At 72.9% G+C, this 12477-nt stretch carries 10 protein-coding genes; 5 read left to right on the plus strand and 5 right to left on the minus strand.

The features are described 5' to 3' along the window. The first annotated feature begins 103 nt into the window (after window positions 1-103). Entirely contained in the window at window positions 104-1777 is a 1674-nt protein-coding gene (locus ABT116_RS17095) for a PucR family transcriptional regulator (protein WP_351633722.1), read from the plus strand. Window positions 1778-1942: 165 nt separating this feature from the next. After that, window positions 1943-2710 (plus strand): hypothetical protein, encoded by a 768-nt coding sequence (locus ABT116_RS17100; RefSeq protein ID WP_351633724.1) that lies wholly within the window; start codon window positions 1943-1945, stop codon window positions 2708-2710. A gap of 311 nt (window positions 2711-3021) precedes the next feature. On the opposite strand, the gene ABT116_RS17105 is transcribed toward ABT116_RS17100, so the two are convergent. Continuing rightward, window positions 3022-3876, minus strand: coding sequence for a GntR family transcriptional regulator (locus tag ABT116_RS17105; protein ID WP_502983881.1), 855 nt, complete (start codon window positions 3874-3876; stop codon window positions 3022-3024). 176 nt (window positions 3877-4052) lie between these two features. On the opposite strand from ABT116_RS17105, the gene ABT116_RS17110 reads away from it, so the two are divergent. Further along, window positions 4053-4904: a (2Fe-2S)-binding protein gene (locus ABT116_RS17110; RefSeq protein ID WP_351633728.1), complete on the plus strand. Its 852-nt coding sequence runs from the start codon at window positions 4053-4055 to the stop codon at window positions 4902-4904. Between the two features lie 302 nt (window positions 4905-5206). Beyond that, window positions 5207-6247 (plus strand): DUF2637 domain-containing protein, encoded by a 1041-nt coding sequence (locus ABT116_RS17115; protein ID WP_351633731.1) that lies wholly within the window; start codon window positions 5207-5209, stop codon window positions 6245-6247. A 57-nt stretch (window positions 6248-6304) separates the two neighbouring features. Here ABT116_RS17115 and ABT116_RS17120 read toward each other — a convergent pair whose 3' ends face one another. Both ABT116_RS17120 and ABT116_RS17125 read right to left on the minus strand, forming a co-directional pair. After that, window positions 6305-6787 (minus strand): ATP-binding protein, encoded by a 483-nt coding sequence (locus tag ABT116_RS17120; protein WP_351633754.1) that lies wholly within the window; start codon window positions 6785-6787, stop codon window positions 6305-6307. Between the two features lie 424 nt (window positions 6788-7211). Next, complete coding sequence (locus ABT116_RS17125; protein ID WP_351633734.1) at window positions 7212-7835, minus strand: hypothetical protein; 624 nt, start codon at window positions 7833-7835, stop codon at window positions 7212-7214. Window positions 7836-8065: 230 nt separating this feature from the next. Here ABT116_RS17125 and ABT116_RS17130 point away from each other — a divergent pair, with 230 nt between their 5' ends. Continuing rightward, entirely contained in the window at window positions 8066-9415 is a 1350-nt protein-coding gene (locus tag ABT116_RS17130; RefSeq protein ID WP_351633737.1) for a helix-turn-helix domain-containing protein, read from the plus strand. On the opposite strand, the gene ABT116_RS17135 is transcribed toward ABT116_RS17130, so the two are convergent. Next, window positions 9412-11154 carry a pyruvate dehydrogenase gene (locus tag ABT116_RS17135; protein ID WP_351633739.1) on the minus strand — a complete coding sequence of 581 codons (1743 nt, stop codon included), beginning with the start codon at window positions 11152-11154 and terminating at the stop codon, window positions 9412-9414. The genes ABT116_RS17130 and ABT116_RS17135 overlap by 4 nt on opposite strands. A 66-nt stretch (window positions 11155-11220) precedes the next feature. After that, a complete protein-coding gene (locus tag ABT116_RS17140) occupies window positions 11221-12429 on the minus strand; it encodes a protein phosphatase 2C domain-containing protein (RefSeq protein ID WP_351633742.1) in 1209 nt (402 codons plus the stop codon). Window positions 12430-12477: the final 48 nt, after the last annotated feature.

The following is a 12477-nucleotide window of genomic DNA, read 5'->3' on the forward strand; positions in this document are numbered from 1 at the left end:
GAAACCTCCTCGTTCTCCTGTGGAAACGCGCGACACAGCCGCGTGACCTGGAACACAACCGGGGCAGGGTTTGATTTCGAGACAAAGATCGGCGGCGACGAGAATGCGGCTGCGCGCACTGCTGGACACCGACGCGCTGGGCCTCAAGCTGCTCGGCGGCGAGGACGAGCTGGACCGCACCGTGCGGGGCGTGATGACCACCGACCTGCGCGACCCCAGCCGCTACCTCGCGGGCGGCGAACTGGTGCTCACGGGCCTGGCCTGGCGCCGGGACGCGGATGACTCGGAGCCGTTCGTCCGGATCCTGGTGCAGGCGGGCGTGACGGCCCTCGCCGCGGGCGAGGCCGAGCTCGGGGACGTACCGGAGGACCTGGTCGTGGCGTGCGCCCGGCACCGCCTCCCGCTCTTCGCGGTGCACGAGTCGGTGGCGTTCGCGACCATCACCGAGCACGTCGTACGGCAGGTCTCCGGCGAGCGCGCCGGTGACCTCGCGGCGGTGGTCGACCGCCATCGCCGCATGATGACCGCAGGCCCGGCGGGCGGCGGCCCCGACGTGGTCCTGGACCTGCTGGGCACGGACCTGGACCTGCGGGCCTGGGTCCTCTCCCCCACCGGCCGCCTGATCGCCGGCTCGAAGGCGGCGGGCCCCGCCCTGCCGGCCGAGACGTGCGCCCGGCTCGCCGGAGAACACCTGGCCGCCACCCGCACGGGCCGCCGCGGCCCCCACCGCGTCGCCCTGGGCACCACGACGTACTCCCTCTTCCCCGTCCGCTCCACGGGCCGCTCCCCGCAGTCGGCCCGGGACGTGCGCGAGACCGTCCTGGCGGACTGGGTGCTGGCCGTGGAGGCGGACGCCGGGGACTGGCCCGAGGAGCGTCTGGACCTGCTTTACGGCGTCACCCAGCTCATCGCGGTCGAACGCGACCGCCGCGACGCGGCCCGCACGGTCCGCCGCCGTCTGGCCCAGGAGGTCCTGGAACTGGTCCAGACGGGCGCGGCACCCGCCGAGATCGCCGCCCGCCTGCGCGTCGCCGCGCCGGTGCTGCTGCCCGGTCTGGGCGCCGCGCCGCACTGGCAGGTGGTCGTGGCCCGCGTCGACTGGGAGGGCGGGGAGATCGAGGGCGGTCCGGTGGCACAGGCCCTGCTGGAGGAGGTCCTCGTCGACCCGGCGGTCGCGGGGCCGGAGCACTCCGACCGCATCGCGGTGGCCCACACGGGCGACGAGGCCATCGCCCTGGTCCCCCTCCCGGCCGTCTCGACGGAACACGACGGCTCGGAGACGGGCGTCCTCGCGGACACGCTCCTGGCATCGGTACGGGACCCCCTCACGGCGGGCCTCGACGACGACGGCCGGCTCACCCTGGGCGTCAGCGCGGCCGTCCACTCGGCGGAGGGTCTGCGCGGCGCGCTGGAGGAGGCCCGCCACGCCCGGCGCGTCGCTGCGGCCCGCCCGGGCCGGGTCTGCGCGGCGGGCCACCAGGAACTGGCCTCGCACGTCCTGCTGCTGCCCTTCGTCCCGGACGACGTCCGCCGGGCCTTCACGGCCCGTCTCCTGGACCCCCTGCGCGACTACGACCGCCGCCACCGCGCCGAGCTGATCCCGACGCTGGAGGCCTTCCTCGACTGCGACGGCTCCTGGACCCGCTGCGCCACCCGTCTGCACCTGCACGTCAACACGCTGCGCTACCGGGTCGGCCGAATCGAGCAGTTGACGAGCCGTGACCTGTCACGCCTCGAGGACAAGCTGGACTTCTTCCTGGCACTGCGCATGAGCTGATACGCGAGGTGTCCCGGCGGCAAACCCGGGGCACCCCCGAGTCCCACGACTTTGTGAAATCCTTCACCCACCCCCTTGGCCCGGCCCGCCGATTCATGCTGAGATGCCGCCACCACTCAACAGCTCGATGGCGTGCTCGGGGAGGGCAACGTGGCGCATACCGCCATGTCTGGTAACGGAACGACCGCCGGTGACGATCCCCTCCAGACCGCGGTATGGCGGCTGCGCTCCCGCGGATGCTGGGCAGACGCGGCCGCCCTGCTGCTGCCGGCCACACCGGCGGCGGCGCTGCAACGCGCGGCGCTGCTGGTCGAACGGTGTCTGTACACCGAGCAGGGCTGGGAGGAGGCGGAGGACGCGCTGCGCACGGCCGAGGCGATGGCCCACAGCGACGACGAACGGGGCGCGGCCGCTTGTGAACGCGGGTACTTGGCCTACGCGGCGACGCTGCTCGCGGTACGGGACCGGGCCGACGAGGCAAGGGCCGCGCTCGGCAGGGCGGCGGCGCTGGTCCCTCCGGGGGCTCCGGCGCGGGCTCTGCTCGACTTCCGTCGCGGGCTCCTGGCGGAGAACCTGACGAGCGCGCCCCAGGCCGCCCGCGCCGCGTACCGCCGTGCCCACGCGGGCGCGACGGCGCACTCCGACCCGCTGCTGCTGTCGTTCACCTGGCGTCACCTGGCCGGACTCGCCCTGCGTGAAGGGGAGCTGGCGGAGGCGCGGCACGGATTCGCGGAGTCGCTGCGGATCCGGGAGGAGCTGGGTTATCTCGTCGGTACGGCCCCGGCGCTGGTGTCCCTCGCCGACACCGAGACGGAGCCGGAGGCGTCCCGACTCCGGGAGGAGGCCCGCCGGCTGTTCCGCCTCCTTGGAGGCGTACCGACCTGGCTGGCCCGCCAGTTGGCTCCGCCGGTACCACCGGCTGCGACGGCTTGAGGGGGGTGCGGGGTACCCGGCGGCGGGGCTGAGGCCGGGTGGGTCCGCAGGCTGAGCGCAGACGCACCCTCACCCGCTCACGGCGAGAAGGGGTCGTGTCGGGGGGGGGTCCGCCCGCAGCGGTTGGCGCGTCAACGCCAGTCAGTCGGTAAGTGGGCCCATCGCGCCGTTCCGAGGACGGACACCCGCGGCGCGGCCCCGACCCCCACCCGGCGTCACGCGAAGACGCGCACCCCCACCCGGCGCGAAGGCGGGGCCACCCGCGCGCCCGCCCGTAGCGGCCCCGCCCACTACCGACGAGAAGGCGCGACTCAGCCGGCGACAGCCGCCCCCGCGAAATGCTCGCCCACCAGCGCCCGCACCACATCCAGATCCCGTGCGACCAGCGCGTCCAGCAACGCCGTGTGCTCGTGCGCGTCCGCCAGCAGCTCGGCCCGCCCCCGAACTCCCCGTCCACCCCCGACCAGCGGCCACTGCGCCCTGCGGTGAAGGTCCTCCGCGATGCGGACCAGCTGCACGTTGCCCGAGAGGGACAGCACCGCCCGGTGGAACCCCCGGTCGGACTCCGCGTAGGTCGCGCGGCAGCCCGAGGACGCCGCGCGGACCGTCGCCTCGGCGAGAGGCCGCAGCTCGGCCCAGCGTTCGACGGGCACGGTACGGGCCAGCCGCAGCATCACCGGGACTTCGATCAGCGCCCGGACCTCGGCAAGCTCGCCCAGTTCCCGCACTCCCCGCTCGACCACCCGGAACCCACGGTTCGGCACGACCTCGACGGCCCCTTCGAGGGCCAGTTGCTGCATGGCCTCGCGGACCGGCGTCGCCGACACCCCGAACCGCTCGCCCAGCACCGGCGCCGAGTACACCTCTCCGGGCCGCAGATCCCCCGCCACCAGCGCGGCCCGCAGCGCGTCCAGGATCTGCCCGCGCACCGAGGCCCGCTGGACCACCGGCCGGACCCGCGGGGCGACCGGCGCGGGCGGTTCACTGTGTGTGTGCTCGCCCCGCACCGTTCCGGCCTGCCGCGGCACCCGCGCCTGCTCCGCCGACCCCACCGGCCCACCGGGCCCCAGAGAACCACCTGGCACACCGGAACCACCCGGCGCGGCCGCTCCCCCCGCCCCCCACGGAGTCCCCGTTTCCGCGGAGCCCTGCGCTCCCTGCCTCACGGGTCCTCCTCCTGACGTATCGGTACTTGGGGTCATTACGGCGGGTTGTTACTCGTCCGTCAAGCACCATAAGCGCCCCGGCCCCGAGTGCAAATCTTCGTTCAACTTTTCAAGATCTTGAGTAAGGTTAGGCTTACCTTCAAGAACCCCGTTTCACCCGACGGATCGGTGATCACATGCCTGCGCCCCTTTCGGCCGTCTCCGGCGCCTACGCCCGCCTGGCCGAGGCACTCCCGGGGCTCGCCGTCACCGAACTGGACGCAGCGGACGAGACCCCGCACGGCCCCGGCTGGACCACCGCCGCCGACCTCGCGGCCGCCGGCCCCGCCCTCGACCGCTTCCTGGCCTGGGACGTGGACCAGATCCAGCGGGACTACGGCACGCAGGCCCGCCCCGACGTCGTCGCAAGCTTCGGCCTGCACCGCTACGCCTGGCCCGCCTGCCTCCTGATCACCGTGCCGTGGTTCCTGCACCGCCGGGTCCCCCGCTACCCCGTGACCCATGTCTCCTACGACCGCACCGCCCCGGGCCACGCCCTCGGACACCTGGCCGTCCGCCCCGCCGGCTTCGCCTGCCTGCCCGGCGACGAGGCGGTCGCGCTGCCCGGCGCAAGGGTCGTCCCCGACGAGGAGGCGCTACGGGCGGAGGTACGGGCCGCGGTCGCCGAGCACCTGGAGCCGGTGCTGACCGGTTTCGGCCCCCGGATGCGGCGCCGCGGGCGGGCCCTGTGGGGTATGGCGACCGACGAGATCGTCGAAGGGCTGTGGTACATCGCCCAGCTGCTCGGCGAGATCGAGGAGCGGCGTGCGATGCGCGAGCTGGAGCTGCTCCTGCCGGGGGCGACCAAGCCGTACGTCGGCACGGCGGCGTTCCGGGAGCTGACCGGCCCGGGTGGCGAGCCGCTGCTCACCCGGGACCGCGCGAGCTGCTGCATGTTCTACACGCTGCGCCCGGAGGACACCTGCGCCACCTGCCCGCGCACCTGCGACACGGACCGCGTCACCAAGCTGCTGGCGACGGCCGGTTGAGGCACGGGCGGGGTCCGTCTCCCCGCCGTCCCGTAAGATCATCGCGAACCGGGCACCCACGTACCCACAGGCGATTCACATCATCCCCACGTGTCACGGGAACTTTCCGGAGAACCACTCGTACGGGTAGTCTTGTTCGAACTCAACTCCCGAACCTCAAGCGGCAGTTCGAGCAGAACGCCGCCCTGGGCATTCCCTTGCACTTCCTTGGCGGCCTCTTGCCCCGAAACCCCCTGAGGGTCGATGGGATTGGGCCACTATGGCGGGCGTTACGCCCTATCCCAATGCAAGGGACCACCCAGATGAGACTGACCGACATATCGCTGAACTGGCTGCTTCCGGGCGCCGTGCTTCTCCTGGGCATGCTGGCGGCGGTGGCGGTGCTCGCGCGCGGCAAGCGCTCCTCGGTCAAGGACACGAGCGCGGACGACTCCTGGGAGCGCAGCGAGGAACGCCGCAGACGCAAGGAAGCCCTCTACGGCACCCTCTCCTACCTCCTCCTCTTCTGCTGTGCGGCCGTCGCCGCCCTGCTCTCCTTCCACGGCCTGGTCGGCTTCGGCGAGCAGAACCTCGGGCTCTCGGGCGGCTGGCAGTACCTCGTCCCGTTCGGCCTGGACGGTGCGGCGATGTTCTGCTCCGTCCTCGCGGTGCGCGAGGCCAGCCACGGTGACGCGGCGCTCGGCTCCCGGATACTGGTCTGGACGTTCGCCTTCGCCGCGGCCTGGTTCAACTGGGTGCACGCGCCCCGGGGCGTCGGCCACGCGGGTGCCCCCCACTTCTTCGCGGGCATGTCCCTGTCGGCGGCGGTCCTCTTCGACCGCGCGCTGAAGCAGACCCGCCGCGCCGCCCTGCGGGAGCAGGGCCTGGTGCCCCGCCCGCTGCCGCAGATCCGCATGGTGCGCTGGCTGCGGGCCCCCCGGGAGACCTACCGCGCCTGGTCGCTGATGCTCCTCGAGGGTGTGCGCAGTCTGGACGAGGCGGTCGACGAGGTGCGCGACGACAAGCGCAAGAAGGAAGAGACCCGGCAGCGGCGGCGCGATCAGCAGCGCGTGGAGCGGGCCCAGCTGAAGGCGATCAGCCGCGGCCACCGCGGCCACTTCGGCCGGGGTGGCGGACGGCAGCTGGAGGTGCAGGTGGAGCGCGGCTCCTCGCAGGTCTCCGCGGAGCCTGCCATATCCGCGCCGGACCCCCTGCCCGTGCGCTCGCGTCCCTCCCTTCAGCCGGTGCGCAAAGGAACTGACCCGGTGACAGTCGACCTCACCGCGGAGGACGACACGATGGCGCTGCCGCGTCTGGACTCCCTGGAGCGCAAGCTCAAGGACCTTGAGCAGCAGTTCGGTTAGCCGAGCCGTGGCGAAGCGGCGAGGGGGCGCGGCCTGCGGGCCGCGCCCCCTCGGCGTTCACGCCGCCCCGGCCCCCAGCTCGAACCAGACGGCCTTGCCCACGCCGTGCGGCCGGACACCCCAGGCGTCCGCGAGGGCCTGCACCAGGAACAGGCCCCTGCCGTTCGTGCCCTCGTCGGCGACTGGTGCGCGCAGTCGGGGTCTGCGGGCCACGAAGTCCCGGACCTCCACCCGCAGTCCGCGGGGTCCGACGGTGGCCGTGAGGACCGCGTCGTGGTCGGTGTGGACGATCGCGTTGGTGACGAGCTCGCTGGTGAGCAGTTCGGCCACGTCGCACTGCCCGTGCTTCCCCCACTGCCCGAGCAGTTCCCGCAGGGCCTTGCGGGCTTCCGGGACGGCCCGCAGGTCCGCCCGTCCGAGTCGGCGCCTCAACTGCGCCGCCGGATCGTGTTCCGTGACATCGTCGGTCCTGTCCTCCACCGTCTTCGCCGAGAAGCCCCCGATCGCTATGGGACCGCCTCGTCGTGCCTGCCTCTCCATGACCCCCGCCCGCGCGCCGATGTCGGTTCCCCTCTGCTCGAACACGTTCACGGGGATCCATGCCCCATCGGAAACGCGGCAGTCATGTCGAATCGTCAACGACCGGGTGTTCGGCCACCGGAACGGGGCGAGCGGCCGGGGCTGCGGGCCGCTGAGCGGTACGGCGATGGAGGAGAGGGGGACAAGAGGGTAGCCGGTCGGCGTCCCCGGCCGGATCCTGACCGCCGGAGATCGGACGATGGGCCGACGGCCGGCTGTCGATCCCTGCGTACCCCGTGAAGGGCTGGGGCGGTGGGCCCCCGTGCGCGGCACTCCGGTGAAGTTGGCCGAAGTACGACGGTCTTGACGGCCGCCGGAACCGGTACGGGGCCGTCCTCCCCACCCCCGTGGCGGGAGGACGGCCCCGGTCTTACGTCGGGCGCGGTCAGTACAGCTTGTTGACGGCGGTGGTCGTCGTCTTCTTGAAGGCGCCGACGGGGGCGTCCCCGAAGTCGCCCATCTGGCCCCACCTCACGACCGTGACCGTCCTGCCGTCGCGTCCGACGGACAGCAGCGAGATGTCCGTGGCGCCCCAGGACGTCTCGGTGTGCAGGCCGCGGACGCGGGCGCCTTCCTCGACCGGCAGCGAACCGTAGTCCCGGCCCTCGGCCTTGACGTCCGGGTCGTTCTGCTCGATGCGGTCGGCGCAGGTGCGGATCAGGTCGTCGTAGTGCTTCGCCAGGGCCTTGGCCAGGGCGGCTGTGTCCGCCACGACGGTCAGCTGCACGGCGCCGGTGTCCAGGTCGGTCCGGAACTCCCGGTGCCGGTAGTCGTAGGAGGGCACGCCCTCCGTATCCACGCAGAAGCCGAGTCCCTCCGGGAACCCTTCGGTGACCGGGCCGGCCGTCCAGGCCGAGGTCGGGTGCGGCGGCAGCTGGGACGCCGACAGGAACTTCGGTGCGGCGGCCTTCGGTGCGGCGCCGGCCTCCGGTGCCGTGAGGACCGTGCCCGCCGCGAGGGCGGCGACGGTGAGTGCGGTGAGAGCGCTCGTTCGGATGCGCATGGGCATGGGTGTCCCCCGTGGGTGAATGTGTGTGTCGGATGCCGCCCCGAGGCCGGCTGGTCGGCCCGGACCTGGTCGGTGCGACACCAAGAGCATCAGCGGTCCCGCCGGGCGGATGCAACAGCCCGCATCCGATCGGGCCCGGTGGAACCATCCCAGCCCGTCTGACGTGCAGGTACATGGGGTGCCTGGGATGCCGTTCCGGGCCGGTTCGGACCCATGAGACGGGGGGAACGGTGTCGACACAGGACGACGTCGACGACGTCGGGGAGTTCGCGGCGCTGCTGAGGACGTTCAAGGAGCGCACGGACCGCAGTTACGGTTCGCTGGCCCGCCGCCTGGCGATGAACACCTCGACCCTGCACCGCTACTGCGCGGGCGACGCGGTCCCGGTCGACTTCGCCCCCGTGGAGCGCTTCGCCACCCTGTGCGGGGCGTCCCCGGAGGAACGCCTGGAGCTTCACCGCCGCTGGCTGCTCGCGGTGGCGGCGCGGCAGCGTCCCCGGACGGCAGGCGCTGCCGGTACGGCGGAAGCAGGCGCGGAAACGGATACGGACAGGCAAACGGACACGGACGCGGACACGGACACCGCCACGGACACCGCCACGGTGGACGGCCCTGTCGAGATCCCCGCGGAAGCGGACCCGCTCCCCGGCCGCCCCTGGTACCGCCGCAGACGTGTCGCGGTCGGAGTCGCCGCCGCCTGCGCGGTGCTCGCGGTGCTCGGGAGCCTCGCCGCGCTGCCGGACGGGCGGCGTGCGTCCGCCGGCGACCGGCCCGGTACCGCCGCTCCGGCCCCGACCGGTACAGCGAAGACGGAAGCTCCGGACCGGAGGAGCCCCTCCCCCACCCCGAGCGGCACCTCCCCCGCTCCCCGGCACACTTCCCCCTCCGCCGCCCCGAAGCGGCTGAAACCCTCCTCGTCCCCCTCCGTCCGCTCCACCCCGCCCGCCGGCGGGACCGCCCCCGCGCCACCCCTCACCTGGTCCGCCAACTCCCAGGCCTGGAAGCTGGGCTGCGGTCACGACTACGTCGTCGCCAAGCCGCCTTCTCAGGTGCCCCCGCCGCCTGTCCCCCAGGACGCCGGGGTCTGGGCCGCGTCGCAGGACGCGGTGCACGGCGGCGAGACGCTCGTACGGCTGACCGTGCAGGGGCGGACCGACACGGCCGTCGTGCTGGAGGCGCTGCGCGTGCGCGTGGCGGGGCGGACGGCACCGGCGCGGGGCGACGCCTACGCCATGGACCGGGGCTGCGGGGGTTCGATCACCCCGCGCTCCTTCGACGTGAACCTGGACAAGGACCGCCCCATCGCCCGCGCGGTCGCCGGGAGCGACGCCGGTACGCCGATCCCGGCGGTGCGCATGCCCTACCGCGTCTCCGCCCAGGACCCGGAGGTGCTGCTGGTCAACGCCAGGACCCAGGGGTGCGACTGCCGCTGGTACCTGGAGCTGGACTGGTCCTCCCAGGGCCGCACGGGCACGGTCCGGATCGACGACGACGGCCGCCCGTTCCGGACCAGCGGCATCAAGGGCCTGCCCCGCCACGTGTACGACACCTCCGCACGTGCGTGGACGCCCTACAGCTAAAGGCGGGGCACGTTGCGCAGGTTGGAGCGGGCCATCTGCAGCATCCGGCCGACCCCGCCGTCCAGCACGATCTTCGAGGCGGACAGGGCGAACCCGGTCACCATCTCGGCCTTGATCTTCGGCGGGATGGACAGCGCGTTGGGGTCGGTGACGACGTCGACGAGGGCGGGTCCCTTGTGCTTGAAGGCGTCCTTCAGGGCCCCGGGCAGGTCCTTGGGCTTCTCGACGCGCACCCCGTACGCACCGCAGGCGCGGGCGACGGCGGCGAAGTCGGGGTTCTTGTTGGCGGTACCGTACGACGGGAGGCCGGCGACCAGCATCTCCAACTCGACCATGCCGAGGGAGGAGTTGTTGAACAGGACGACCTTCACGGGCAGGTCGTACTGCACCAGCGTCAGGAAGTCGCCCATCAGCATGGAGAAGCCGCCGTCGCCGGACATCGACACGACTTGCCGTTTGCGGTCGGTGAACTGGGCGCCGATCGCCATGGGCAGTGCGTTCGCCATCGAGCCGTGGGAGAAGGAACCGATGACGCGGCGGCGGCCGTTGGGTGAGATGTAGCGGGCGGCCCAGACGTTGCACATGCCGGTGTCGACGGTGAACACGGCGTCGTCGGCGGCCACTTCGTCGAGCACGGACGCCACGTACTCGGGGTGGATCGGCGTGTGCTTCTCGACCTTGCGGGTGTACGCCTTGACCACCCCCTCCAAGGCGTCGGCGTGCTTCTTCAGCATCCGGTCGAGGAAGCGGCGGTTCTTCTTCTCCTTCACCCGCGGGATCAGGCAGCGCAGCGTCTCCCGTACGTCGCCCCACACCGCGAGGTCCAGCTTGGAGCGGCGGCCGAGGTGTTCGGGCCGGATGTCGACCTGCACGATCTTGACGTCGTCGGGGAGGAAGGCGTTGTAGGGGAAGTCGGTGCCGAGCAGGATCAGCAGGTCGCACTCGTGAGTGGCCTCGTAGGCGGCGCCGTAGCCGAGCAGCCCGCTCATGCCGACGTCGAAGGGGTTGTCGTACTGGATCCATTCCTTGCCGCGCAGGGCGTGCCCGACCGGGGACTTGATCTTCCCGGCGAACTCCATGACCTCGGCGTGTGCTCCGGCGGTGCCGCTGCCGCAGAAGAGGGTGACCTTGCCGGCCTCGTCGATCATCTCGACGAGCCGGTCGATCTCGGCGTCGCCCGGGCGGACCGTCGGACGGGAGGTCACGAGGGCGGTCTCGGCGGCCTTCTCCGGGGCGGGCCGGTCGGCGATGTCGCCGGGCAGGGTGACGACGCTGACGCCGCTGCGGCCGACGGCGTTCTGGATGGCGGTCTGGAGCAGCCGCGGCATCTGCTGCGGGCTGGAGATCATCTCGCTGTAGTGGCTGCACTCGGCGAACAGCCGGTCGGGGTGGGTCTCCTGGAAGTAGCCGAGGCCGATCTCGCTGGACGGGATGTGCGAGGCGAGGGCGAGGACCGGGGCCATGGAGCGGTGGGCGTCGTAAAGGCCGTTGATGAGGTGGAGGTTGCCGGGGCCGCAGGAGCCGGCGCAGGCCGCGAGCCCGCCGGTGATCTGCGCCTCGGCGCTGGCGGCGAAGGCGGCGGTCTCCTCGTGCCGGACGTGGATCCAGTCGATGGCGGAGTTGCGGCGGACGGCGTCGACGATCGGGTTGAGGCTGTCGCCGACGACGCCGTAGAGCCGTTTGACTCCGGCGCGGGTCAGGATGTCGACGAACTGTTCCGCGACGTTCTGTTTGGCCATGGTTCTCGTCTGCCCCTTCGGTCTCCTGGGATCCCTCCGGGTTCCATCAAGTCACACGGGTCGCGCTCACGCCTCCCACACCGCGACGGCCGTACGGTCGTCCGCATAACCCTTGACCCTTACTTGGGAGTCGGCGAGGAACGCGGCGAGGCCGGGCGGGTCGGGGCGGGACCACCGCTCGGCGAGGTACTCGCCCAGTTCGGGCTCGCCACGCAGGGGGTCGGCGAGGCCGCCGCTGCACATCAGGAGCGTGTCACCCGGGCGGGCGACGGAGGTCCGGAAGCGGAAGGGCTCGCGGGGCGGCTCCGGGGCCGGTTCGTACGGGCTGGGCGGGGTCGGGATGCCCAGGTCCATGGTGAGCCGGTCGCCCTCGGGGGTCTCGGAGGGCGGCGAGCCGAAGCCCAGGACGGGTTCGCCCTTGACCTCGGCGACCTGCGGCTCGATGTCCTGCCACTCCCCCTCCCGCAACCGGAACAGTCCGCCCGGTCCGACTCCGAAGAACACCCGGGTCCGGCACTCGGGGTCGGCCGACAGCAGCAGGCAGCGCAGGCTGGCCGCGTACTCCCCGGGGTCGACGCCCTGCTCGGAGGCGCTGGCCCGCAGCTTGCCGAGGCTGCGGTCGGTGAGCCGGTGCAGCCCGGACTTCAGGTCGCCGCGCCGGCCGTCCCTTATGTCCTCCACCAGCCGTGCGTGGCTGCGCCCGACGGCTCGCCCGATCCAATGACAGGCCTCGGCGGCGGCCCGGTGCGCCCCGGGCCTGGCCCGGGCGCCGGTCGCCATCGCCACGAGCAGCAGCGCGTGCTCCCCCGTGCCGAACCGGGCGGTGAGCAGCGCATCCCGGCGGGGTTCTCCGCGATACCGCGCGGAGTCCCCCCGCAGGGAGACGGCCCGCACCGTACAGGCCCCGTACCGGGCCCCGTCCAGCACGGTGTCCGCCACCAGATCGTCGAGATCGTCAGGATCGGCGGCCGGGAGAGCGGTGGGTTCGGCGTCGTACGTGGGCGGCCGCGTGCCGACGTGAGCACGGGACCGGGAGACGGGCGCGGGGCGCTCGATCCGGGGGCTGTGCTCGTCGGGAGAGGGGTTGGTGGTCGGGGGTGGGACCGTCCCGGGCGACGACCCGGCGGGACGCGCGCGTACGGACGGCGGCTCTTCGGACGGTGGGACGGCGGACGGCGGCTCGGCGGGGAGCGGCGGTACGGGTACCTGGTCACTTGGAGGGGCGGGCGACGAGGCGGCGGGGCGCGCTGGCCGGGGCGGCTGGCCGGAGGGCACGGGCGGCGGGATTACCGGGCTAGCGTTCACGAACTGTCACGCCATCTC

Source organism: Streptomyces sp. NPDC002130 (genome assembly GCF_040296465.1).
GTDB lineage: Bacteria > Actinomycetota > Actinomycetes > Streptomycetales > Streptomycetaceae > Streptomyces.

Excerpts from the sequence above, each read along its gene's own strand:
- ABT116_RS17095 (WP_351633722.1), top strand. The coding sequence starts at position 104 with ATGCGGCTGCGCGCACTGCTGGACACCGACGCGCTGGGCCTCAAGCTG.
- ABT116_RS17100 (WP_351633724.1), top strand. The coding sequence starts at position 1,943 with ATGTCTGGTAACGGAACGACCGCCGGTGACGATCCCCTCCAGACCGCG.
- ABT116_RS17110 (WP_351633728.1), top strand. The coding sequence starts at position 4,053 with ATGCCTGCGCCCCTTTCGGCCGTCTCCGGCGCCTACGCCCGCCTGGCC.
- ABT116_RS17115 (WP_351633731.1), top strand. The coding sequence starts at position 5,207 with ATGAGACTGACCGACATATCGCTGAACTGGCTGCTTCCGGGCGCCGTG.
- ABT116_RS17120 (WP_351633754.1), bottom strand. The coding sequence starts at position 6,787 with ATGGAGAGGCAGGCACGACGAGGCGGTCCCATAGCGATCGGGGGCTTC.
- ABT116_RS17125 (WP_351633734.1), bottom strand. The coding sequence starts at position 7,835 with ATGCCCATGCGCATCCGAACGAGCGCTCTCACCGCACTCACCGTCGCC.
- ABT116_RS17135 (WP_351633739.1), bottom strand. The coding sequence starts at position 11,154 with ATGGCCAAACAGAACGTCGCGGAACAGTTCGTCGACATCCTGACCCGC.